The following is a 23,857-nucleotide window of genomic DNA, read 5'->3' on the forward strand; positions in this document are numbered from 1 at the left end:
TGCTCTTATAAGAGCAGCTTTTGTATTTTTAAGCACTAACTAATTACAATTTAATGGCACATTTAAAAAAAGGAAGTAAAAAACTGCTTAATGCTTGGGCGTTTTACGATTGGGCAAATTCAGTTTATACGTTAACTATAGCATCGTCAATATTCCCAATATTTTATTCTGCACTTTTTGTTTCTCAAGTCGAAAGAACAATTCCAGCTTTTGGTATGGTTTTTAAAAGCACAGCATTAATAACGTATGTTACAGCTTTTACATTTTTAGTGGTAGCTTTTACGTCGCCTATTTTATCTGGTATTGCAGATTATGTAGGAAATAAGAAAAATTTTATGAAGTTTTTCTGTTATTTAGGAGGTTTAGGTTGTATTGGTTTATACTGGTTTAGCATCGAGTCTATTCATATTAGTTTGTTGTTTTACTTTATGGGTTTAATTGGATACTGGGGAAGTTTGGTGTTTTACAATTCTTACCTACCTGATATTGCATTTCCAGAACAACAAGACAGTATAAGTGCTAAAGGATTTAGTTTAGGTTACGTTGGGAGTGTTTTATTGTTGATAATAAATCTAGCGATGGTTATGACTCAAGAAACAGGAGAGGCAAAAATGCAAATGATGCGCTATTCTTTTGTGATGGTTGGTGTTTGGTGGATTGGGTTTAGTCAATATTCATTTTACATATTACCAAAAGGAGTTAAAACAGGTCAAAAAGTGACAAGAGCGATTGTCTTTAATGGTTTAAAAGAATTAAAATTAGTTTGGTTTCAGCTTAAGCAAAACTTAAGACTTAAGCGTTACCTAGCAGCATTTTTTGTTTTTAGTATGGCTGTACAAACCATTATGTTAGTAGCTGTCTATTTTGGAGAAGAAGAAATTGCATGGGGAAGCTCTGACGCTAAAACTCAAGGTTTAATAGTCAGTATATTAGTCATACAATTAGTAGCAATACTTGGTGCCATTTTAACATCCAAAGCTTCAGCTAAATTCGGAAATATTAAAACACTTATAATTGTCAATTTTATATGGATGGCATTATGTTTTTACGCTTATTTTATGGTAACACCATTTCAATTTTATGTGGCAGCAGGTTGTGTTGGATTAGTTATGGGAGGCGTACAAAGTTTAGCAAGATCAACCTACTCTAAATTTTTACCAGAGACTGAGGATACTACTTCATATTTTAGTTTTTATGACGTTGCAGAAAAAGTAGGTATAGTTATAGGGATGGTTATTTTTGCAACCATTGACCAATTAACGGGAAGTATGCGCAATGCAATATTGTTTTTGTTTGTATTCTTTTTAGTAGGAATCTTTTTGCTGTTTAGAGTGCCAAAACATGGTAAGTTAAATTAATTTTATTATGTTTATAATCTAAAATATTAAAAATGAAAAAAATATTACTACCATTATTGTCTTTAGCTTTTGTGTTTTTAAGTTGTGAAAACGAGCCTTTAGAAGGGTTTGATTTAGATGCAACAGGTAATACTACAGGAGGAGGAAGTGTAGGAGGTGAAGCAGTAATTATAGGAGAACCTGGAGGAGAGTCTACAGGAGACTATTGGCCTATGGCTGCTGGTAATAAATGGACTTATGATTATTCTGTTGATGGTGTTGCAGATGAAGATGCAATCATGGAAATTTCTAATCAAGAGGATTATTTAGGATTTCCGTCTTATTTGTATAGTTCATTTTTTCAAAATTCTACAAGTACAGATGGATCAACAACAGGTGATGTTGAGTTAAATTCGTATTCTAGTAAAAATGGTGGAGATTATCACTTTAGTGTAGCTAGTACTAACATAAATGTAGGTGGTTTTATTGAAATCACGCAATCTGCTTATGGATTTATAATGTTAAAAGATTATTTAAACGTAGGAGAAAGTTGGACTAATACTTATACAATTACTACAACTACTGAGGTTTTAATTGAAGATTTACCAGAAGTACCAACTACCAATTTAAATGTAATTTACCATAGTGAAATTATGGAAAAAGATAGTACTGTTGAGGTTAATGGTACTAGCTATAGTCCAGTTATTAAAGTTAAAGCTACAACAACGTATCAATTAGCAGGAACTCCTGATAGCTCTGCAGAGTATTTTTACTATTTTGCTAAAGATGTAGGATTAATTAAATATGAAGGAAGTGTATTTGATGCAGATGACAATATTACTTCTAATGTTTTAGGAGAACTAAATGACGTTATTTTAAACTAAGATATTTAAACAAATAAAAAAAGCCACAACTCTAATATTAGAATTGTGGCTTTTTTTATTTATAAATTTTAGTATTAATTACTAATGTCTCCAGATCCTGTGACTTTCTTGTCTACTTTACTTGGACTGCCTTTATACTCAATATCTCCAGATCCTGTTACTCTTGCTTTAATAGCTTCTTTAGCATAAACAATTACATCTCCAGATCCTGTGACTTTAGCTTCTGTATAATCAGCCATTAAGCGACCTCCATGAAAATCTCCAGATCCTGTCACACTTGCATTTAAGTTAGTCGTTTGACCAGTTAGTGTTAAATCTCCAGATCCTGTAACAGACGCATCAACATTAGTAGAGTTTACGTCTAAAGTCACATCTCCAGAGCCTGATACTTTAGCTTCAAAGTTTTTTGAAACTATGGTTGCATTTGAAGTTACGTCTCCAGATCCTGAAAGTGATACTTTGTCAATATCTTTAAATGGTATTGTAATCTTGATAGTTTTATTTCCGCTAGGTTTTAAATTAATGTTATTTTCTGTTTTAACAATTAGTCCATGACCTTCAACTTCGGTTAAAATATAATCTAAAAGGTTTTCTTCTCCTTCAATTGTAATTGTGCCTTCTTCCCCTTCAACTAATTCAAATTCCATCCATCCTGCTAATCTTATAGCATCATAGTCTGATGTTGTTCTAGTTATTGTAGTAACGTTTCCGTTTCCTTTAATTGTTTTTCCTTTTCCCCATTGTGCATTACAAGAAGTAAAGGCAATAAGCGCTAAGGTTAATACTAGTGTTTGTTTTAATGTTTTCATGATGATTGATTTTGTGTGTTAATTGATTATTTTTTGTCAAAGGTTACGCTTCCGTAATCTGAGTTTATTTTAATTAAATTTCCTGAGTTATTTTTTAAATGATATCCTGCGTAGTATTTATCAGAGTGCTTGATACTTTTGGTGTTAATTTCAAAATCATCTTCACCATTTAAGCTTCCGTATTCTAGTTTAATATCAAAATCAAAAGCGTATTCGGGATCAATACCTATTTTTATACCAACATAGTCAGATTCAATATTTATATCTCCAGCATTTTTTGTCATTTTTCCAATTTTAATAGAACCGTAATCTGCATTTAAAGTCACGTGTTTATAAACATCACCTAATACAACTGTAAGGTAGTCACCATTACCAGAAATGCTATTTAGTTTATTAACTCGTAGGCTTCCGTAATCGCAGTTATAATTTATGTTTTCGGCTATTTCTATTAACGATTTTGTATAATCTGCTACGATAGTTAAGTCTTTAGTTTTTGCAACTGTAAACCCACTATAGTCAGCATTAATTTTTCCACTTTTTATGTATTCAAAATAACTATTATTGGTGTAATCAAAATTGATAATATTGTTATCTGCTAATAACTCTTTGGTAGTAATTTTACCATAATCACAACTTATTTCTGCACGACCTTCAAGCGTTCCTAAAGTTATATTACCATAATCGTTACTTAAGTCCACATGGTTTGTAATGGGCATTTTAACAACGTAATTTATTTTCATATTAACATCGTTGTTATTAGACCAATTCCACCAAGAGCTTTTCTTCTTTTTACCAATTAAAGTCTCAGCAGAAACGTAATTGGATGTTCCAGAAAATTCGACATCAATTTCATCTAATCTTGATTGTACTTCTTCTAAATCATTACCATTGGTAGTTATTTTAACTTCAATAGCAATAGTATTACCTGTCCATGTTACAATATCTAGGTTACCATATTTATTGTCTATTTTTAAGGTGGCATTTTTGGTAACGGTATATTCTTTTTTTAATGTTTTTTGTCTAGTATGTTTGCCATCCAAATCGCCATTATTAGATAAGGCAATTACCGGAAGTAAAAGGCATAGTGTTAATTTATATAGTAGTTTCATAATTGTTTTGTTTTAATGTTTTAAGCGCTTCAATTTGTAAAAGTGTGCTTTGTAACACGTCTATTCTGTTTTGAAAGTTGGTTATCATTGCATAAATGACGCGTTGGTCTTCACCACTTTCTGTTAGGTTTAATTTTAAATTTTTGTATTCTAATTCTAACTTATCTAATCTTGATAAAGCATCATCAACAAGTTTTTGTGTTTCTGGGCTTTTTTCTGTTTTAAGTTTATTTAATTCAAAAGCGATAGTGTTAGAAAAAAAGTTTTGTGTTTCTGCCAATTCTGGAGAGATACTTGCTAAGTCTTTTTGGGTAGTATCAGGTTTTAAATTAAGTGCAATACTTAAAATTAAGACAATAGATGCTGCAACTGCAAGTAAAGGTTTCCAGTAATTAGTTTTACGACTAGCTACTTTAGTTTCGGTTTTGTTTAGTTTGTCAATAAAACGTTGTTGATGTCCTAAATTTGGGACTTCAATATCAAATTGACTATCTAAACTTTCAAATAATTGTTCTATATTATCTTTCATCACAATTAATTTAATTGTTCTAATTTTTTTCTTAGACTCTCTTTTGCTCTAGAGATTGTAGTTCTGCAATTAGCATAACTAATTTGCATGACTTCACTAATTTCTTCATAATCATAACCCTCAATAAGATTTAAGGTTAATGCAATTCTGTAATTAGATTTTAGAGTGTTCAAAGTGTCTAAAATTTGTTTTGCTTTAACAGAAGTAAACTCGGTTGTAGTATCAACGCCTTGATGGTCTTCAATTTTGTATAATACATCATCCAAAGCTACGTCTTCATTTTTTTTGTTTTTATTAAAAGCATGTATGCTATTATTAACAACAATACGTTTTAACCAAGCACTAAATGTGCTTATTTCTTTTAGTTTATCTAGCTTAGTAAATGCAGTCAAAAATGATTCTTGCATGATATCTTCAGCCTCAAAACTATTATTCACAATTCTAAACGATGTATTATACATTGCCTTGTAATATCTGTTGTAAATCTCCAATTGTGCTAATTGGTTACCAGATAGGCAAAGCATTATAAGCGCTTCAATATTATGTTTGGTTAGTGTCAAAAAATGGTTTGTTTTATATAAAGAGGAAAGTTAAAACACTTTGTTACACTTTTAGAAAAATTTTTTTTTATTTTTTAATAATGGATTGCAACCAGGTATTGTTAAACATTTTGTTATTTAAAGCAGCATCTTAAAGTATGGCACATTAATTGAAATTTTATAATTGAAAAAACGCTGTTACTTATTGTTAACTATAAGTTTATCAATATGATAGCGAAAGTTTAATTTATAATCTTAAAAATTAATAGCTTAAATGAAACCCTAAAAGTGACATTTTGGCTTACATATATCTATGAAAAAATCTAACTTTATATCACTTGACAGTTTGTCATTACAAGATTTTGACGAAAATTCAGAGTTAATCCCTTTAATGACACCAGAAGATGAAGAAAAAATAGCAAAAGAGGAGTTGCCAGAAACCCTTCCAATATTATCATTACGTAATACGGTTTTGTTTCCTGGAGTTGTAATTCCTATTACTGCAGGACGCGATAAGTCTATTAAGCTAATTAATGATGCTAATAAAGGCGGAAAAGTTATTGGTGTTGTTTCTCAAATAGATGAAGACGTTGAAGACCCTAAAGCAGACGATTTACATAAAATTGGGACTGTTGCAAGAATTTTAAAAGTTTTAAAAATGCCTGATGGTAACACTACAGTTATTATACAAGGTAAAAAACGTTTTGAAATAGATCAAGTCATTACAGAAGAGCCTTATATAAAAGCAACCGTTAAGGAAGTGCCACAAGCTAAACCTGCAGCTAAAAATAAAGAGTTTGCTGCTATTATTGAGTCTATTAAAGAATTGGCAGTACAAATTATTAAGGATAGTCCAAATATACCAACAGAGGCTACTTTTGCTATAAAAAACATAGAAAGTGATTCGTTTTTAATCAATTTTGTATCGTCTAATATGAATTTAGATGTAGATGAAAAACAAGCGCTTCTTGAAATGAATCATCTTAAAGATCGCGCTTTAGAGACTTTACGTTACATGAACGTCGAGTTTCAAAAACTGGAACTTAAAAATGACATTCAATCTAAAGTACAAAGTGATTTAAACCAACAACAACGTGAGTACTTTTTAAATCAGCAATTAAAAACAATTCAAGAAGAACTTGGTGGTGGTAATGCAGAGGAGATTGAGGACATGAAAAAGCGTGCTAAATCTAAAAAATGGGACGAAAAAGTTGGAAAACATTTTGATAAAGAGTTAGCAAAAATGCAACGTATGAATCCTCAGGTTGCAGAGTATTCTATACAACGTAATTATTTAGACCTATTTTTAGATTTACCTTGGAGCAAGTTTAGTAAAGATAAATTTGATTTAAAGCGTGCCGAAAAAATATTAAATCGTGACCATTACGGATTAGACGACGTAAAACAACGTATCATCGAGCACTTAGCAGTGTTAAAATTACGTAATGACATGAAGTCACCAATCTTATGTTTATATGGACCTCCAGGAGTTGGTAAAACATCTTTAGGTAGATCCATAGCAGAAGCTTTAGGTCGTGAATATGTGCGTATGAGTTTAGGTGGTTTACGTGATGAAGCAGAAATACGTGGACATCGTAAGACTTATATTGGTGCAATGCCAGGACGTATCTTACAAAGTCTTAAAAAAGCAGGAACCTCTAATCCAGTTTTTGTTTTAGATGAAATTGATAAATTATCTAATTCTCATCAAGGTGATCCGTCTTCTGCATTATTAGAAGTGTTAGATCCAGAACAAAATTCAGAATTCCATGATAATTTCCTAGAAATGGGTTATGATTTATCTAAGGTTATGTTTATTGCTACCACTAATAGTTTAAATACTATTCAGCCAGCTTTAAGAGACCGTATGGAAATTATTAATGTTACAGGATATACAATAGAAGAGAAGGTAGAAATTGCTAAGCGACACCTATTGCCTAAACAATTAAAAGAACACGGTTTAGAAGATAAACACATTAAAATAGGGAAACCACAACTTGAAAAAATAGTTGAAGGTTATACTAGAGAGTCTGGAGTACGTGGTTTAGAAAAACAAATTGCAAAAATGGTGCGTTATGCAGCTAAAAATATTGCAATGGAAGAAGCGTATAATGTTAAGATTTCTAACGATGATATAGTAGAAATTTTAGGTGGTCCAAAATTAGAACGTGATAAATACGAAAACAATAATGTTGCTGGAGTTGTTACAGGTTTAGCTTGGACAAGAGTAGGTGGAGATATTTTATTTATTGAATCTATTTTATCCAAAGGAAAAGGCGCCTTAAATATTACCGGAAACCTAGGTAAGGTAATGAAGGAGTCGTCTACAATTGCTATGGAGTTTATTAAAGCACATGCAGAAGAACTTAACATTAATCCTGAGGTGTTTGACAAATACAATGTACATATCCACGTACCAGAAGGTGCAACACCTAAAGATGGACCTAGTGCAGGTGTTACCATGTTAACATCATTAGTCTCTTTATTTACACAACGTAAGGTAAAGAAAAGTTTAGCAATGACTGGAGAGATTACATTACGTGGTAAAGTGTTACCAGTAGGAGGTATTAAAGAAAAAATATTAGCTGCTAAGCGTGCAAGAATTAAAGAGATATTATTGTGTGAAGATAATAGAAGAGATATTGAAGAAATTAAACCAGAATACTTAAAAGGTTTAACATTCCACTATGTTTCAGATATGTTGGATGTTATTAAAATTGCAGTTACAAATCAAAAGGTTAATAATGCTAAAAAATTATAAGACACTAAGTCTACTAAAAAGACTATTGTTTTTTGTTGTGATACTAAATTCATCTATAGCTTTAGCTCAAGATCAAAATTTAGTTAACGTTATCCTAGATGGTAAACCTGCTGTTTTAAATACTAAAACAGGAATCACTCAGTTTGTTGATAGTAAATCAGACAAGCCACAAGTATCAATACAGGATAATTCAGATATAATAACAACGCATGTTGTAGCACAAGGAGATACTTTATACGCCATATCTAATACATATGGCGTAAGTATTCCGCATATTAAATCAATCAATAATTTAAGCTCCAATCTTTTAAAAATTGGTCAAGTACTTAAAATTGGTTACGCAACGTCAGCTAGGGTAAAAGATAGTAATGTGTGGATTGTCAATAAAGGCGATACGTTATATAGTATTTCTAAAAAAACAGGAGTATCAATTGCAACTATACAAAGCCTTAATAATCTAGAAGATAACATAATAATTGTAGGAAAAACACTATTTTTAAAATAGTTGGAATCAATAGTTTATATTTGTTAAAATTAATCTAATTTATAATGAAAAATTTACTATTTTTTTTAATCCTATTAACTATCACTACAAGCTTTTCTCAAGACATTGAAGAAGAGTTTTTGCCTATAGAAGTTGAAGGAAAGGAAGCCTTTATGTCGACTAAGACAGGTGAATATGTTTTTAAATCACATGCGGATACTAATCCAGAAGAGTTAACTACAACGCCAAGTGGTGTTGTTTATAACGATATAACTTATCATACAGTAGTTCAAGGTGAGACCTTGTCTTCAATTTCTAAAAAGCATGATATAGGCGTAGATCAGATAGTACAAGATAATAAGTTATCAAATAATGCGCTAAGTTTAGGGCAAAAAATTAAATTAGTAAAACGCACTTTGGTGCCATCTAGTAGTCCTGTTATTAGCTATGTTGGTGAAGAGCGTATAATTGCTAGATTACCAGTTGGAGAGTCTCCTGCAACATTACCACCACCTCCAGTACCAACGCAAAACAACAATTTAGCTAAACCAGCACCTAAAAAAAACAATTACTCTAAACCTAATATTGTGCCTTTAGTTGTAGAAGAAGATGTGATAGTGCAAGAAGAGGATTCTGCTGAAGTTATCGCAGCAAAAAAACAATTAGAAGAAGCAAAAAGACAATTGGAATTAGCTAAGCAAAAAGCGGTTTTAAAAGAAGAAGCTGAAGCTAAATTAGAAGAAACTAAATCGGTTTTAGAAGAAGAAGACATCGTTACTGAAAAAGTAAACACTAAACTTGAAACAGAGAACGATGTTTTAGAAGAAGAAGTAGAAGCAAACACTAAGACAGAAGTAACAGAAGATAAATCAGAAACAGTGTCGGATAAAACTGATGAAACACCTGAATATCATGTGGTTGAAAAAGGAGATAACTTATATAGTTTGTCTAAAAAATATAATACAACCGTTGAAAATCTTAGTAAGCTAAATGATATTAAATTCAATAATTTAAAAATTGGACAAAAGTTAAAATTGAAGTAAAAAAATAAATCTACAATAACTACGTTTTAATGTAGATTTATTTACTTTGCAAACTATGTTTAAGAAAAATATTGTCCCACTTTTAATTTTATTTTCTAGTACTTTTTGCTTTGCGCAATTAGGTGGACAATCTACTTATCAATTTTTAAACTTAGTATCATCACCACGTCAAGCAGCATTAGGAGGTAAGGTCTTAACCAATATAGATTATGACGTCACTCAAGGTTTGTATAATCCTTCTGCAATAAATCCAGAGATGGATAATCAATTCTCTTTAAATTTTAGTAATTATTTAGGTGGTATAACATATGGTACTGCTGCCTATGCTTATACTTGGGACAGACGTACCCAAACCTTACATGCAGGAATGACTTATATAAATTATGGTGATTTTGATGGTTATGACGAAAACGGAATATCTACTGGTACTTTTACTGGTACAGAAGCAGCTTTGTCTTTAGGGTACGCTTTACAAATAGGATATTCTGATTTTTATTTTGGAGCAAACTTAAAATTTATAACATCAAGTTTAGAACAATATAGTTCTTTTGGTGTAGCTACAGATTTAGGGTTAATGTATGTTGACGAAAAATTAGAATTTCAAGCAGCATTAGTAGTCAGAAATTTAGGTACACAAATCACAACTTATGCAGGCCAACGCGAAAGTTTACCATTAGATATTACACTAGGGTTGTCCCAGACATTGGAAAATGTACCATTACGTTGGCATTTAACTTTCGAAAATTTACAGCAGTGGCCAATAGGAGAAGCTAATCCAGCAAGAGTAACTACGGATTTAGAAGGTAACCAAACACAAGAAAAAGTTGGGTTTATAAATAATGTCATGCGTCACACAATAATAGGAGCCGAGTTATTTCCTGATAAAGGGTTTAATATAAGGCTAGGTTATAACTTTAGACGTGCAGAGGAACTTCGTATTGTAGACCAACGTAACTTTTCAGGATTATCTGCTGGTTTTGGTCTTAAAATTAATAAGTTACGTTTTAGTTATACGCATGCTAAATATACAGCAGCAAGTAACGCAAATTTCTTTGGATTAAATATAGATTTACAGTAACACTAATTACGTGTTTTAGTAAGTTGTTATTGTTAATCATTCCAATAATCATCTTTAAATGTTCAAAAATTAATCCCTATTTTTGAAATCTAAAATTTAAAATAAGTGCAAAAAATCACCATAGCAATAGACGGTTACTCATCAACAGGTAAAAGTACAGTCGCTAAGCAATTAGCAAAACATTTAGGCTATATATATGTAGATACAGGTGCAATGTATAGAGCAGTTACCTTATTTACTATGCAAAACGGATGGATTGATAAAGATCATTTTGACGTTTTAAGTCTAGTTTCTAATTTGGATAAGGTAACTATAAGCTTTACGTTTAATCCGGAATTAGGTTTTGCAGAGGTGTATTTAAATGGTGTAAATATTGAGCGAGAAATCAGGACATTAGAAGTCTCTAGTTTTGTTAGTCAAGTGTCTACAATTCCGGAAGTAAGATATCAGTTAGTTAAACAGCAGCAAAAAATGGGTAAAGACAAAGGTGTTGTTATGGATGGTCGCGATATTGGTACTGTTGTTTTTCCGTATGCAGAGCTAAAGTTGTTTATGACAGCTTCGGCAGACAAGCGTGCTACTAGAAGATTTAATGAATTGATTGATAGAGGAGATGAGGTGCAATACAATGATGTGTTACGTAATGTTCAAGAACGTGACTATATTGATTCAAACAGAGAGGATTCTCCTTTAGTAAAAGCACATGATGCTATAGAGATTGATAACTCTGATTTAACTTTAACAGAGCAATTTGATACTGTATTAAATCTAGTAAATAAGACTTTAGATAAATTAAGCTAATACTTGTCAAACAAAAAAAAGCGAATTGTTAGCTTTCGCTTAAACAATTCGCTTAACATAGTTTGCTATTAAACTCCTACAAATTTGGAATTTTTAACTCTTGATCTGGGTGGATTACATCAGGATTATTTAATATATCCTTGTTAGCCTCAAAAATAGCAGTATACTTACTTGCATTACCATAGTAATGTTTAGCAATTTTACCTAAAGTGTCACCACCTTTTACAGTATGTCTTGCATAAACTGTATCATCAGCAACATCTATATTTGCTAATATATCAGTAGGACTATCTCCACCAGCAGCTTTGATTGCGTCCCATAAAAGGTTTTTTTCATATTGTGTAGCAGCAGTTCCTTTAACTTTTAATACACCATTCTCTTCAGTAACGTTTCCGTTAGCGATATTTAATTTTTCACCTAAATCAAGTACACCTTGATATTTTGCTCTTACAGCCATAAATAATTTGTTTTAAATTGTTAATCTCCCTTAAAGATAGTAATTATAGGTTTACATTGTTTAACTAAATTTGTAATTCAACAATACTTAGACAAAGTGTATATAAAAACCGATAAAATGCAGTTTTTAGTTTTTTTTTACGATTTATAGTCTATTGACAGTCAGTAGTTTAATATTTTTTTAAATGTATTAGGCAATATTACTAAAAAGTAGTATTTTTGCACACCTTTTTAGCGTACCAAAGAAAGATGAAAAGGAGAAAAACAATTTTATTTATAACACTTCTGTGTGTTAGCGCTTAAATCTTCTAAACATAACAGAATACAAAACATAGTGTGTTTATAATTCAGCGAAAGCGAAAAGTACACTATTAAAATTTATTAAATGGCTGAAAAAGCAAAACAAGCGGAAGTAGAAGCTCAAGTAGCAGACACTAAAAATGCTCCAGTAGTATCTGAAGCACAAGCAAACCCTGAAAAATTCTTAGCAGATTTTAACTGGCACAACTACCAAGAAGGTATTGATGAAGTTGAAGATTCTCAATTAAAAGAATTTGAAAAATTAGTATCAGAAAATTTCGTTGATACTTTAGATGATGAAGTTGTTGAAGGAACAGTAGTGCACATGACAGATCGTGATGCAATTATTGACATCAACGCTAAATCTGAAGGAGTTATTTCTTTAAACGAATTTAGATACAATCCAGACTTAAAAGTAGGAGACAAAGTAGAAGTATTAATTGATGTACGTGAAGACGCAACAGGACAATTAGTATTATCTCACAGAAAAGCTCGTGTAATTAAGGCTTGGGACAGAGTAATCAAAGCTAATGAAACTGGAGAAATCGTTAACGGTTTTGTTAAATGTCGTACTAAAGGTGGTATGATTGTAGATGTTTTTGGTATTGAAGCATTCTTACCAGGATCTCAAATTGACGTTAAGCCAATTAGAGATTACGATCAGTACGTAAACAAAACTATGGAATTTAAGGTTGTTAAAATCAACCACGAATTTAAAAACGTAGTAGTATCTCATAAAGCTTTAATTGAAGCTGATATTGAAGAGCAGAAGAAAGAAATCATTGGTCAACTAGAAAAAGGACAAGTATTAGAAGGTGTTGTTAAAAACATTACTTCTTATGGTGTGTTTATTGATCTTGGTGGTGTTGATGGTTTAGTTCATATTACAGATTTATCTTGGTCTCGTATCAACCATCCAAATGAGATTGTTGAGTTAGATCAAAAATTAAATGTTGTAATTTTAGACTTTGATGAAGATAAGTCTAGAATCCAATTAGGTCTTAAGCAATTATCTAAACACCCATGGGATGCTTTAGGAGAAAACGTTGCTGTAGGTGATAAAGTAAAAGGTAAAGTTGTTGTAATCGCTGATTATGGTGCATTTATCGAAGTTGCAGAAGGTGTTGAAGGTTTAGTACACGTGTCAGAAATGTCATGGTCTACACACTTACGCTCTGCTAACGACTTTGTTAAAGTTGGAGACGAAATTGATGCGGTTATCTTAACTTTAGATAGAGAAGATCGTAAAATGTCCTTAGGTATCAAGCAATTATCTGCAGATCCTTGGACTGACATCACAACTAAATACCCAGTAGGTTCTAAGCATACAGGTATTGTACGTAACTTTACAAACTTTGGAGTTTTTGTTGAATTAGAAGAAGGTATTGATGGATTAATTTACATCTCTGACTTATCTTGGACTAAGAAAATCAAACACCCATCTGAGTTCTGTAACGTAGGAGACAAATTAGATGTAGTAGTATTAGAGTTAGATGTTGAAGGACGTAAATTATCTTTAGGTCACAAACAAACAACTGAAAATCCTTGGGATAAATACGAAACTGAATTTGCTTTAGATACAACTCACACAGCTGAAATTGCTGATGTTGTAGATAAAGGAGCTACAATTGAATTTAACGAAGATATCGTTGCTTTTGTACCATCTCGTCACCTTGAAAAAGAAGACGGTAAGATGTTGAAAAAAGGTGATACTGCAGAATTCAAAATCATTGAATTTAATAAAGAATTCAAACGTGTTGTAGCATCTCATACTGCTATCTTTAAAGCTGAAGAAATGGCTAACGTAAAAGCTGCTGTTAAGAAAGCTGCTGATCAAGCTGCCGAGTCTAAACCAACTTTAGGTGATGCAAACGAAGCTTTACAAGCATTAAAAGATAAAATGGACGGGAAAAAATAATTTCCTCTTTTTATTATAAATTTAAAAGCCTCTCAGAAATGAGAGGCTTTTTTTATTGTATCAATCTTAGCAATTTATACTGCTAATTATGTGGTTATAATTAGTTATAGCCTTATTAACTAGTTACGTCTATTATATATAAGTTGAGTAATATAATTTCCTTTTTCATTTAAAATCAGCTATTTATATTGTAAGAATATTATGTCATAAATTATCATATTATGGCTATAGTTGTTAAAATTATTGTCATTTCATCGATAACATTTTGATTAACAGCATATTATTTTTAATTTAATGTTGAATCAAATTTTTCGTATTGCAATACATTGATTTATTTTTTTAAGTGTTTTTAGTTTCCCTAGACTGATTGTTAGCTTATTATTAACTTAAATCCGTTTTATTATGAAAAATTTATTACTATTATTATTTGTAGTAGGATTTACTGCTACAAAAGCACAAACAGGTAACCTACTAAGTGAAGCTATTCCTATTAATGGCTCAAATGTTAATGTAAACATTCTAAATTTCACTTCGGCTTCAGCCTCATCAACACCATTTAGTTGCTCAGGTCTTTTTAATCAAGACGTATATTACAAACACGTAATTAATCCAGGAGCAAACAAGCTAACCATTGGCATGTTTAGCCTAGGATTGACTGTATTTTCAAAATTTGATTACCAAATTTTAAAAGCACCTGGAGGCGATTTGTCCAATTTAGAAGAAGTTAGCTGCGATCATTATGATGTTGTCGTATTGGTAGGTGGAAGTTTTGAGTTAATCCTTGATGATTTTGAAGTAAATGACCAATTTTATTTGAGGGTAAATACACCTCAAGGCTTATTAGCTTCTTTATTATCTAGTTTACTATCTACAACCACAATTACAATGTATAGCGAGTTTGATGCAACCCTAAGTGTCGCATCTCAGGATGTTAATGATCATAAAATCATTAATAAGTCTAACCAATTGCAACTATTAACCAATAAAGATTTTAAATCTTATAAAATATATAGTTTGGATGGTAAACAGGTAAAAACAGTTAATAGTTTAGAACAACTTGAGACTATTGATATTTCTACCTTAAATACAGGTGTTTATGTGTTATTATTAGAAGATAATACGTCTAGCTATCATCATAAATTTATTAAAAGTTAATACCTTAATATCTTAATAACCAAAAGGAGTTTTAGAAATAAGACTCCTTTTTTATGCTAAAACAAAAAACAACTTTCTTGTTACCATAATTTACTTTACATTTGTTAACCAAACCCGTTTGGAACACTATGAGTCAAAAAGTGCTACTTAATGCAACAGAAGTCAATATCATCTTACATAGATTGGCTTGTCAACTCATCGAGAAACATAACGATTTTTCTAATACAGTATTAATTGGTATTCAGCCTAGAGGTAAATATTTAGCTAATAGGATAGCTGCTTTATTAAAAGAAGAGTATAAAATTAAAAACTTACAATTAGGTCATTTAGATATTACTTTTTACAGAGACGATTTTAGAAGAAGTGATAAACCTTTAGAAGCTAGTACAACCGAGATTAATGTACAAGTAGAGGACAAAAAAATTGTGTTTATTGATGATGTATTATATACAGGTCGTAGTATACGATCCGCTTTAACAGCAATCCAGTCTTTTGGCAGACCAAAAGAGATAGAACTATTAACACTTATAGATAGACGTTTTAGTAGACACCTACCTATACAACCAGATTATAGAGGTAGACAGGTTGATGCTATTAATAATGAAAAAGTCAAAGTTAATTGGGTTGAAAATGAAGGAGAAGACTCAGTATATCTAATAAATAATTAAAGTTATGAGCGAATTAAGTGTCAATCACTTATTAGGAATTAAATATCTTAACCAACAAGATATTGAGCTTATTTTTAAAACAGCAGACCACTTTAAAGAAGTGATTAATCGTCCGATTAAAAAAGTACCTTCGCTTCGTGATATTACAATAGCCAATTTATTTTTTGAAAATTCTACCAGAACTAAATTATCTTTTGAGTTAGCAGAAAAACGTTTGTCCGCAGACGTTATAAATTTTTCTGCCTCTCAATCCTCAGTTAAAAAAGGCGAAACATTAATAGATACCGTAAATAACATATTATCCATGAAAGTGGATATGGTTGTAATGCGTCATCCTAACCCTGGAGCAGGTGTGTTTTTATCTAAACATGTTAACGCAAGTATTATAAATGCTGGAGATGGTGCGCATGAGCATCCTACACAAGCCTTATTGGATAGTTATTCTATTAGAGAACGCTTAGGTAGTGTTAAAGGCAAAAATGTATTAATAGTTGGAGATATATTACATAGTCGTGTGGCATTATCTAACATTTACGCATTAAAACTACAAGGTGCCAATGTTATGGTATGTGGACCTAAAACATTACTACCAAAGCATATTGAAAAATTAGGCGTTAAAGTAGAGACAGATTTACGTAAAGCATTAAATTGGTGTGATGTAGCAAACATGCTACGTGTACAAAACGAGCGTATGGATATTAGTTATTTTCCATCTACTAGAGAGTATACACAGCAATTTGGTGTAAACAAAGCATTGTTAGATAGCTTAGATAAAGAAATAACTATTATGCATCCTGGACCTATAAATAGAGGTGTAGAGATTACAAGTGACGTTGCAGACTCAAAACAAGCCATAATTTTAGATCAAGTGCAAAATGGAGTTGCTGTTAGAATGGCAGTAATATACCTATTAGCATCCAAAATAAAACAATAGTTATGATTATAGATCAAAATGAAAATTTAACTATTATAACCCAAGAAAATGCTTCGGTTATTGAATTAGTAAAAAAAATAGAAACCCTATATCCTAAGTTCAAAAACAATAATTTAATTATTAATTTAAATACAATCAAACCTATTTCTTTAGAAGAAATTATAGAGTTTTTAAGACTATCTAATCAACATCGTGCTGCAAAGCATTCGTTTGTTATTGTAAACGAAGGTATCAATACAGATAAAACTCCAGAAGAAATAGTGATTGTACCAACATTACAAGAGGCTAAAGATATTATTGAAATGGAAGAAATGGAACGTGATTTGGGATTTTAAGACGGTAGATCTCACTTTTAAAATAAAGTAACTACCAAACAATAAACATGTAATGAAATTAAATATCTTAGGTTGCTACAGCGCAACACCACGTACCTTTACCAATCCAACATCTCAAGTCTTAGAAATAAACAATCATCTATTTATGATAGATTGCGGAGAAGGTACACAAGTACAGCTTCGTAAACATAAGATTAAGTTTAATAGGATTAAGCATATTTTTATTTCGCATTTACATGGAGATCATTTTTTTGGTTTAGTTGGTTTAATTTCAACTTTTAGATTATTAGGTCGCGAAGCAGATTTACATATACACGCGCCAAAAGGCTTAAAGGAAGTAATTACACTACAAATGAAATTAGCTAATTCATGGACTAATTACAACCTTTATTTTCACGAATTAAATAGTAAGTCCTCTGAGTTAATTTTTGAAGATGATAAGGTCGAAGTTCATACCATTCCGTTAGACCATCGTGTGTATACTAATGGCTTTCTTTTTAAAGAAAAAGCAGGAGATCGAAAATTAGATATGAATGCGGTTTTAAATAATAATATTGATGTTGCCTATTACAGAAAGCTAAAGCAAGGCTTTGATGTGATTAATGAAGATGGACATTTAATTAAAAACGAAACCGTTACACTACCACCAAATAAAGCTAAAAGTTACGCATTTTGTAGTGATACAGCCTACAACGAAGCTATTATACCTATAATTGATAAGGTAGATGTTTTATATCATGAGTCCACCTTTTTAGATCAGCATTTAAAATTAGCCAAACCAACTAAGCATAGTACCGCAAAACAAGCAGCTAGTATCGCAAAACAAGCTAATGTTGGTCATTTAATACTTGGACATTACTCGACTAGATACGAGGACTTAAATCTATTTAAAATTGAAGCTCAGACAGTCTTTGATAACGTACTATTAGGAGATGACGGAAAAGTTTTTGAGTTTTAAATTAACGGTTTTAATGTTTTACTTTCCAATACTGCACAATCGCATCTAGGTATTTATCATGCTTATTATCTAATGCACACAATAAAACTATTACAGTAGTATTAAACATGTATTTATTGTTTATCAAGTCATTTTATACAATAAGTTGAAGACTTAGGAACTTAAAAAAATAATTTAATTCTCGTAAATTTACAATTAAAACATAGTTATGGAAAAAGACTTAAGTAATTACAGAAAATCATACGAAAAAGGAGCTTTATTGCTAGAAGAAACTCCAGAAAATCCAATCGAGCTGTTTAGATCTTGGTTTAATGAAGTGGATGAATTTTTCCCTCAAGACGAGACTAATGCAATGACAATCTCTACAATAGGAGTGGACGGTTTTCCTAAAAGTAGAGTAGTACTGCTTAAAAAGTTTACTTATGAAGGGTTTATATTTTATACTAATTACGAAAGTGAAAAAGGTAAAGCTATCCAACACAATCCAAATGTTTGTTTGTCTTTTTTTTGGCATGGAGCAGAGCGTCAAATTATAATTAAAGGACAAACTGAAAAAATTGCTTCCAACTTAAGTGATGGTTATTTTGAGTCGCGACCAAGAGGTAGTCAACTAGGAGCAATAGTATCTAAGCAAAGTAGCATAGTTGCTAATAGACAAGTATTAGAGGATGATTTAAAAAGATTAGAGGAAGAATATCAAAATAAAGACATACAACGACCTGAATATTGGGGAGGCTATATTGTAAAGCCTGTTTCAATTGAGTTTTGGCAAGGAAGACCTAATAGGTTGCATGATCGTGTTTTATATACCTTAGATTCTGATTTTAACTGGAATAAAAATCGTTTATGTCCTTGATTTAGACGTTGAAATACACTCTTAAAGCGCTTTTTATCGATAAAACGCATAGTAAGTCGTTAAAAAGCATGTTTTTAATCGATTTTAACATTTCTTTAACACTTTAATTCGCTAAGCTATTATATTTTAGGAGTCCCAAATAACCTTAACTCCTTTAAAAATGAGAAGAATTACTAGCCTACTTATCGTTTTTTGCATTGCAATTTCATTTACATCCTGTTCAACAGACTCAATGGATGAAATATATGAAGACTCTACCGTATTAGTTATTCCTGATGCTAAACCTATTGAGATTGAAATTTTAGAATTAATTAATCAACACAGAATTAGTATTGGTTTAAATGCTTTAGAAAATCTTAAAGTTATTAAAGGACAAGCCTTTTCTCACACAGATTATATGGTTAATATAAACGAAGTAAACCATGATAATTTTTACAGCAGAAAAAATTACCTAGTCAATAATGTAAATGCATTAAAAGTGTCAGAAAACGTGGCTTATGGATTCTCTTCAGCATCTTCAGTAGTTAATGCTTGGTTAAATAGTGATGGTCATAAAAGAAATATCGAGGGAGATTTTACAGACTTTGAAATATCTGCAGAATTAGGTGAAAATAACAAATGGTATTTTACAAACATATTTGTCAAGAAATAAAACTAGTAATAACAAAAAAAAAAGCCTTTCTAAATTAGAAAGGCTTTTTTTATTTAAAATGATTAGTAATTTTCAAATTACAATAGCTAGTAAAGCTAACGTTACCTTACTTCTTTTGCAAGGTTTATATAATTGATAAGGCGTTGTTAGTTTCAAAAGCCAGAGATACTTTTATTGCAAGACTTAACATTTCTATACTATTGCTTAGGCTATTAATTATTCTAGCCATGTAGGTGTTTGAAGTTTTGTTATGATTATTAGTATGTGAAGTTCATTCAAAATTGAAATATTACTTTATATAATTGATAAAATTTTTATATTATCTAATAATAAGTAACTACATCATATTAATTAGTAAAATCTGAGATATACCTTAAAGATAACTTGATTGATTTAAAGGGTGTTAAAACGTATTTTATCAAGAATTAAAACTAGGAACAAAAAAGCCTTTCTATTTTAGAAAGGCTTTTTCGTTACTTATACTGATTAGTTATAATAAACTTAGATCGTCTATTAAATTCATGTTCTTCATCAGAGCATTTAACTCCGTTTGTACATTTATTAAGTATTTGTGTCTCTCCATAACCTATAGCACTTAATATTCTATCTTCTTCAATTCCTCTAGAGTATAAATAATCTCTAGTTGATTTAGCACGTCTATCAGATAGTTTTAAGTTGTATGCATCACGACCACGACTATCTGTATGAGATTCAATTTTAATAATCATTCTTGGATGTTCTCTCATTACTGCAACAATATTTTCTAATTCATAAGCAGCATCAGATCTAATAAAAGATTTATCGTAATCAAAATAAATAGGGTTAATTACAATTTCATTATCAATAATTAATGGTTTCAAGTATAAATCAATTTCGGTATTTTCTCCATTAATTGGTGTTGTTTTTAACTCTTTAGTATCAGGTCTATAAACAACACGTTCTGCCATAACTGTAAATGTTTTATCACAACCCACTTCCTTAAATTCATATTTACCATCTTTTTCTGTAAAGTAAGTATCTAAAACTTTACCATTAGCATCCAATATTACAACTCTGACTTTATCTAAAGGTTCCTTAGTTAAATCGTCATAAGCAACACCGGAAATAGTTTGATTACACTGGTATTTTCCAAAAGCATAAATATCATCACCACCTTGACCACCTTCACGATTAGATGACAAGTAACCTGTTTGAGTTTCTGTATCAATAAAAAAGCAAAAGTCATCGTATGGACTGTTAAATGGTGCACCTAGGTTTTTAATGTAAACTTGAGTGGTATCATTTTTTTTAATTTTTAATAAATTACTTTCAAAAATATCAAGTAAACCAAGGTTTAGGTTAGCGTCACTTGAAAAATATAGCGTAGAATCCTTTGCTACATACGGAAATTTTTCATTTCCTTCAGTATTTATTTCAGGTCCTAAATTAACAGGTTTACCATAGCTACCATCGTTATTTATTGCTACTTTATACAAATCAGTTTGGCCAAATCCACCTGACATATCAGATACAAAATATAGAGTCTTGTTATCAGGACTCAATGCAGGAGCACCACATGAGTAAGCATCATTATTAAAAGGCAACTCAGTTACATTTGTCCAGGTATTACCTGATAGCGTAGCTTTATATATTTTTAAAAATGAAGTTCCTTCTTTAGAGTATTTTCTTTTTTCTTTTTTGTTTACATTATTTCTGGTAAAGTACATAGTTTTACCATCGTTTGTAATAGTAACTAAACCTTCGTGATCATCTTTTGTATTTACTGTTGCGTTTAGTTTTTTTGAATTGTCGAAGGATTTAATTGCATTTTCTATTTTTATATCTGCTTCAAAAATATTTAAGAAAGGTTCATTATTCCAATCATATAATTCATTTTCATCTGTTATTGAATCTTTAACCCAAGTAGAGTAGTAGTAAAGTTTATCTTTAAACTCGTAACCTCCAAAATCTGAATATTTTGTATTAATAGGAAGGTTTTCTAATTCAACATAAACTTTTTCAGTGTTTGTTAATTGATTATAGTTTTCAATATTAAAACTTTCAATGTTTTTAATACGATTGTCTTTTTTATTTCTGTTGTTAAAGGTCCTTAAATAGTCGTTTGCTAGTTCATATTTTTTTTGACTTCTTAAGGTTTGAACATATTTATAGATGTATTCAGTATCTATAGCAGGATATTTATTTATGGCTTTGTTATACCAAAACTCTGCTTTTTCAAGCTGACTAATATTGAAGTAGCAGTCACCAATACGTTTCAAAATATGTTCTGTACTATCCTCTTTTTTTATAGCCTCTTTATATAGTTCTGCAGCTTTTTCGTAAGAAAAATCCCTGAAAAAGTTATCTGCGACTTTAGTTTGTGCAACTGCTTGTTGTACAAATAAAAATAAAACTAGATATGCTGTTATTTTCATTTTCATTTTAAAAATATCTTGGTGATTTAACACGTTTGGTAGGTTTAAAGACTTCAAACATTAGTAAAATTTCATGTGTTCCTCCTGTGTAAGGTCTTAGATCTGTTATATAATGTTCATAGGCATAACCAATCCTCATTTGAGGTGATACCTGAAAATCTGCTAAAGCACCAATAGTTGATGTATCTCTATTATATCTATAACTACCACCAATCCAAAACTTTTCGTCAAATAGTAAATGTGCACTTAAGTCAAATGAAACAGGAGCTCCATTTGTTAATTTTACTAATGCCGATGGTTTAAGTTTTGTGGACTCATTTAATTCAAACACATAACCAGCAGTCAAATAATATCCAACACGCTCTAAAGCGATGTAGTCTACTTCTGGATCTAAAGCACTTTCGTTATAATCTGTATTTAAAATTCTAGGAGCAGATAAACCTAAATACCATTTGTTTTGATGTAAATAAGCACCAACACCAATATTAGGATTCCATCTATTTGTAAAATTACTAAAGAAAGGGTCTATTGCCACAGTTGGATCGTCTAGAAATCCTTCTTGATCAAGGTTATAATGAGTAAATCCTGCTTTTAAACCAAAAGCCAATTTTGTTTTTTCTGAGAGCTCAATAGTATAAGAAAAATCACCGTAGGCATAAACAAAGTTTTCATATCCTAATTCATCATTAATTATAGATAAACCTAAACCTATTTTTTCGTTTTTTAATGGCGCATGAATAGAAACCGTTGATGTTGTTGGAGCACCAGCTAATCCAACCCATTGACTTCTATGTAAACCTACCACACTAATAGTTTCTCTACTTCCAGCATAGGCTGGATTTATTGAAATAGTATTAAACATGTATTGCGAAAACTGAGGTAACTGTTGTGCTAATAGTTGTGCTGAACTACATATTAACACCAGAGCAATACTGTATATATTTATTTTTTTCATTTAAAATCGTTATTTAGTTCCTAAATAAAGAGGACCAGCTAAAGGTTTAATACCACTATCTTTTATATCTATTACGTAATAATATGTTCCGTTTGGTAATCTACCTGCAGATCCTACAGAACCGCTAGGGCTTTGACCATTCCAATTGTTTTGGTAATCTCTAGATTCGTAAACAATATCTCCAAATCGGTTAAAGATTTTTATGTCGATAATAAATCCACACTCTTCAACACCACCTACAGTGAAAAACTCATTATAAGCATCACCATTTGGTGTAACTGCTTTAGATATTTTTAAATCATCCTCACCACAAGGTAATACGGTACAATCATCATTAATATTTATAGTCAATTCAAAAGTATTTAAACAACCGTTATTTAAAGTTGTATAAGTGAAAACATAATCACCAAGTTCAACTTCTAATGGGTCAAAAATACCATCAATTATTGAAACACCATCTGTAACAACTACCCATTCAATTGAAGTGTCATATCCTTCCGGTAAATAGTCATATAAGTCTATTAATCCATCTTCGATACATTTATCTCCTTCCAATGGAGTTGTAAAGTTTTCTGTTACTACATTAATTGTATGTGTTATTACTGTATCATTACCACAATCATCAGTAGCAGTCCATGTCCATATAATATCATAAATTTCTTCTTCTCCTGTAAATGTTGTTGTCTCCTCAAATACAATTGTAACAGGATTTAAAGAACAATTATCTTCAAAGTTTAATACAGGTACTTCAGGAACATTAGAACATATAACGCTATTAGGTAAATCTAAAGAATTTATTAAACTTGGTCCAGTAGTATCTTCTATTGTTAAAGTAGCAGTTAATTGAGAGGTGTTACCACAATCATCAGCTACAGTATAAGT

Annotated in this window: 23 protein-coding genes; 15 read left to right on the plus strand and 8 right to left on the minus strand. The window is 30.9% G+C overall.

The genetic code is table 11. The features are described from left to right. Positions 1–53 precede the first annotated feature (53 nt). Together M890_RS0108655 and M890_RS0108660 are read left to right on the plus strand one after the other, a co-directional pair. Positions 54–1,358, plus strand: a complete 1,305-nt coding sequence (locus M890_RS0108655; protein WP_028283157.1) for an MFS transporter — start codon at positions 54–56, stop codon at positions 1,356–1,358. A gap of 32 nt (positions 1,359–1,390) precedes the next feature. Beyond that, entirely contained in the window at positions 1,391–2,221 is an 831-nt protein-coding gene (locus M890_RS0108660; RefSeq protein ID WP_028283158.1) for a hypothetical protein, read from the plus strand. A 74-nt stretch (positions 2,222–2,295) separates the two neighbouring features. On the opposite strand, the gene M890_RS0108665 is transcribed toward M890_RS0108660, so the two are convergent. From M890_RS0108665 to M890_RS0108680, 4 genes are read right to left on the minus strand one after another with little or no spacing between them, the layout of a single operon-like run. Next, complete coding sequence (locus M890_RS0108665) at positions 2,296–3,030, minus strand: head GIN domain-containing protein (protein WP_028283159.1); 735 nt, start codon at positions 3,028–3,030, stop codon at positions 2,296–2,298. A gap of 26 nt (positions 3,031–3,056) precedes the next feature. Then, positions 3,057–4,139 carry a hypothetical protein gene (locus M890_RS0108670; RefSeq protein WP_028283160.1) on the minus strand — a complete coding sequence of 361 codons (1,083 nt, stop codon included), beginning with the start codon at positions 4,137–4,139 and terminating at the stop codon, positions 3,057–3,059. Further along, positions 4,123–4,668 carry a hypothetical protein gene (locus tag M890_RS0108675; protein ID WP_036597325.1) on the minus strand — a complete coding sequence of 182 codons (546 nt, stop codon included), beginning with the start codon at positions 4,666–4,668 and terminating at the stop codon, positions 4,123–4,125. The genes M890_RS0108670 and M890_RS0108675 overlap by 17 nt, the downstream gene beginning before the upstream one ends. Positions 4,669–4,673: 5 nt before the next feature. Beyond that, a complete protein-coding gene (locus tag M890_RS0108680; protein WP_028283162.1) occupies positions 4,674–5,228 on the minus strand; it encodes an RNA polymerase sigma factor in 555 nt (184 codons plus the stop codon). Positions 5,229–5,520: 292 nt separating this feature from the next. On the opposite strand from M890_RS0108680, the gene lon reads away from it, so the two are divergent. From lon to cmk, 5 genes are all read left to right on the plus strand, one after another. After that, positions 5,521–7,968 (plus strand): endopeptidase La, encoded by a 2,448-nt coding sequence (gene lon / locus M890_RS0108685; protein WP_028283163.1) that lies wholly within the window; start codon positions 5,521–5,523, stop codon positions 7,966–7,968. After that, the gene (locus M890_RS0108690; protein ID WP_198018204.1) at positions 7,952–8,473 is read left to right on the plus strand and encodes a LysM peptidoglycan-binding domain-containing protein; all 522 of its coding nucleotides are present in this window, start codon (positions 7,952–7,954) and stop codon (positions 8,471–8,473) included. The genes lon and M890_RS0108690 overlap by 17 nt, the downstream gene beginning before the upstream one ends. A gap of 44 nt (positions 8,474–8,517) precedes the next feature. Further along, a complete protein-coding gene (locus M890_RS15970; RefSeq protein WP_036597327.1) occupies positions 8,518–9,495 on the plus strand; it encodes a muramidase family protein in 978 nt (325 codons plus the stop codon). A gap of 55 nt (positions 9,496–9,550) precedes the next feature. Beyond that, a complete protein-coding gene (gene porQ, locus M890_RS0108700; protein ID WP_028283165.1) occupies positions 9,551–10,573 on the plus strand; it encodes a type IX secretion system protein PorQ in 1,023 nt (340 codons plus the stop codon). Between the two features lie 105 nt (positions 10,574–10,678). Continuing rightward, positions 10,679–11,374 carry a (d)CMP kinase gene (gene cmk, locus M890_RS0108705; RefSeq protein ID WP_028283166.1) on the plus strand — a complete coding sequence of 232 codons (696 nt, stop codon included), beginning with the start codon at positions 10,679–10,681 and terminating at the stop codon, positions 11,372–11,374. A 76-nt stretch (positions 11,375–11,450) separates the two neighbouring features. Here cmk and M890_RS0108710 read toward each other — a convergent pair whose 3' ends face one another. Then, on the minus strand, positions 11,451–11,831 hold the full coding sequence (locus M890_RS0108710; RefSeq protein WP_028283167.1) for a LysM peptidoglycan-binding domain-containing protein: 381 nt from the start codon (positions 11,829–11,831) through the stop codon (positions 11,451–11,453). A 384-nt stretch (positions 11,832–12,215) separates the two neighbouring features. Here M890_RS0108710 and rpsA point away from each other — a divergent pair, with 384 nt between their 5' ends. The 8 genes from rpsA (at position 12,216) to M890_RS0108750 (ending at position 19,606) form a co-directional block, all read left to right on the plus strand. After that, on the plus strand, positions 12,216–14,048 hold the full coding sequence (gene rpsA, locus M890_RS0108715) for a 30S ribosomal protein S1 (RefSeq protein ID WP_028283168.1): 1,833 nt from the start codon (positions 12,216–12,218) through the stop codon (positions 14,046–14,048). Positions 14,049–14,450: 402 nt separating this feature from the next. Then, positions 14,451–15,203 carry a T9SS type A sorting domain-containing protein gene (locus M890_RS0108720; protein ID WP_028283169.1) on the plus strand — a complete coding sequence of 251 codons (753 nt, stop codon included), beginning with the start codon at positions 14,451–14,453 and terminating at the stop codon, positions 15,201–15,203. Between the two features lie 128 nt (positions 15,204–15,331). Continuing rightward, a complete protein-coding gene (gene pyrR, locus M890_RS0108725) occupies positions 15,332–15,871 on the plus strand; it encodes a bifunctional pyr operon transcriptional regulator/uracil phosphoribosyltransferase PyrR (RefSeq protein ID WP_028283170.1) in 540 nt (179 codons plus the stop codon). A gap of 4 nt (positions 15,872–15,875) precedes the next feature. Then, positions 15,876–16,805: an aspartate carbamoyltransferase catalytic subunit gene (locus M890_RS0108730; protein WP_028283171.1), complete on the plus strand. Its 930-nt coding sequence runs from the start codon at positions 15,876–15,878 to the stop codon at positions 16,803–16,805. Between the two features lie 2 nt (positions 16,806–16,807). Continuing rightward, positions 16,808–17,140, plus strand: coding sequence for a hypothetical protein (locus tag M890_RS0108735; RefSeq protein ID WP_028283172.1), 333 nt, complete (start codon positions 16,808–16,810; stop codon positions 17,138–17,140). Positions 17,141–17,192: 52 nt separating this feature from the next. Then, positions 17,193–18,098, plus strand: coding sequence for a ribonuclease Z (locus tag M890_RS0108740; RefSeq protein ID WP_028283173.1), 906 nt, complete (start codon positions 17,193–17,195; stop codon positions 18,096–18,098). A gap of 208 nt (positions 18,099–18,306) precedes the next feature. Further along, complete coding sequence (gene pdxH, locus M890_RS0108745; RefSeq protein WP_028283174.1) at positions 18,307–18,954, plus strand: pyridoxamine 5'-phosphate oxidase; 648 nt, start codon at positions 18,307–18,309, stop codon at positions 18,952–18,954. Positions 18,955–19,114: 160 nt separating this feature from the next. After that, positions 19,115–19,606 carry a CAP domain-containing protein gene (locus M890_RS0108750; RefSeq protein WP_028283175.1) on the plus strand — a complete coding sequence of 164 codons (492 nt, stop codon included), beginning with the start codon at positions 19,115–19,117 and terminating at the stop codon, positions 19,604–19,606. 473 nt (positions 19,607–20,079) lie between these two features. On the opposite strand, the gene M890_RS0108760 is transcribed toward M890_RS0108750, so the two are convergent. The 3 genes from M890_RS0108760 to M890_RS0108770 all read right to left on the minus strand — a co-directional run. Next, entirely contained in the window at positions 20,080–22,020 is a 1,941-nt protein-coding gene (locus M890_RS0108760) for an OmpA family protein (protein WP_028283176.1), read from the minus strand. Between the two features lie 7 nt (positions 22,021–22,027). Further along, positions 22,028–22,975 carry a PorP/SprF family type IX secretion system membrane protein gene (locus M890_RS0108765; protein ID WP_028283177.1) on the minus strand — a complete coding sequence of 316 codons (948 nt, stop codon included), beginning with the start codon at positions 22,973–22,975 and terminating at the stop codon, positions 22,028–22,030. Between the two features lie 9 nt (positions 22,976–22,984). Further along, a partial coding sequence (locus tag M890_RS0108770; RefSeq protein WP_028283178.1) for a T9SS type B sorting domain-containing protein occupies positions 22,985–23,857 on the minus strand: 873 nt, incomplete at its 5' end.

The organism is Olleya marilimosa CAM030, from assembly GCF_000518485.1.
Taxonomy (GTDB): Bacteria; Bacteroidota; Bacteroidia; order Flavobacteriales; family Flavobacteriaceae; genus Olleya; species Olleya marilimosa.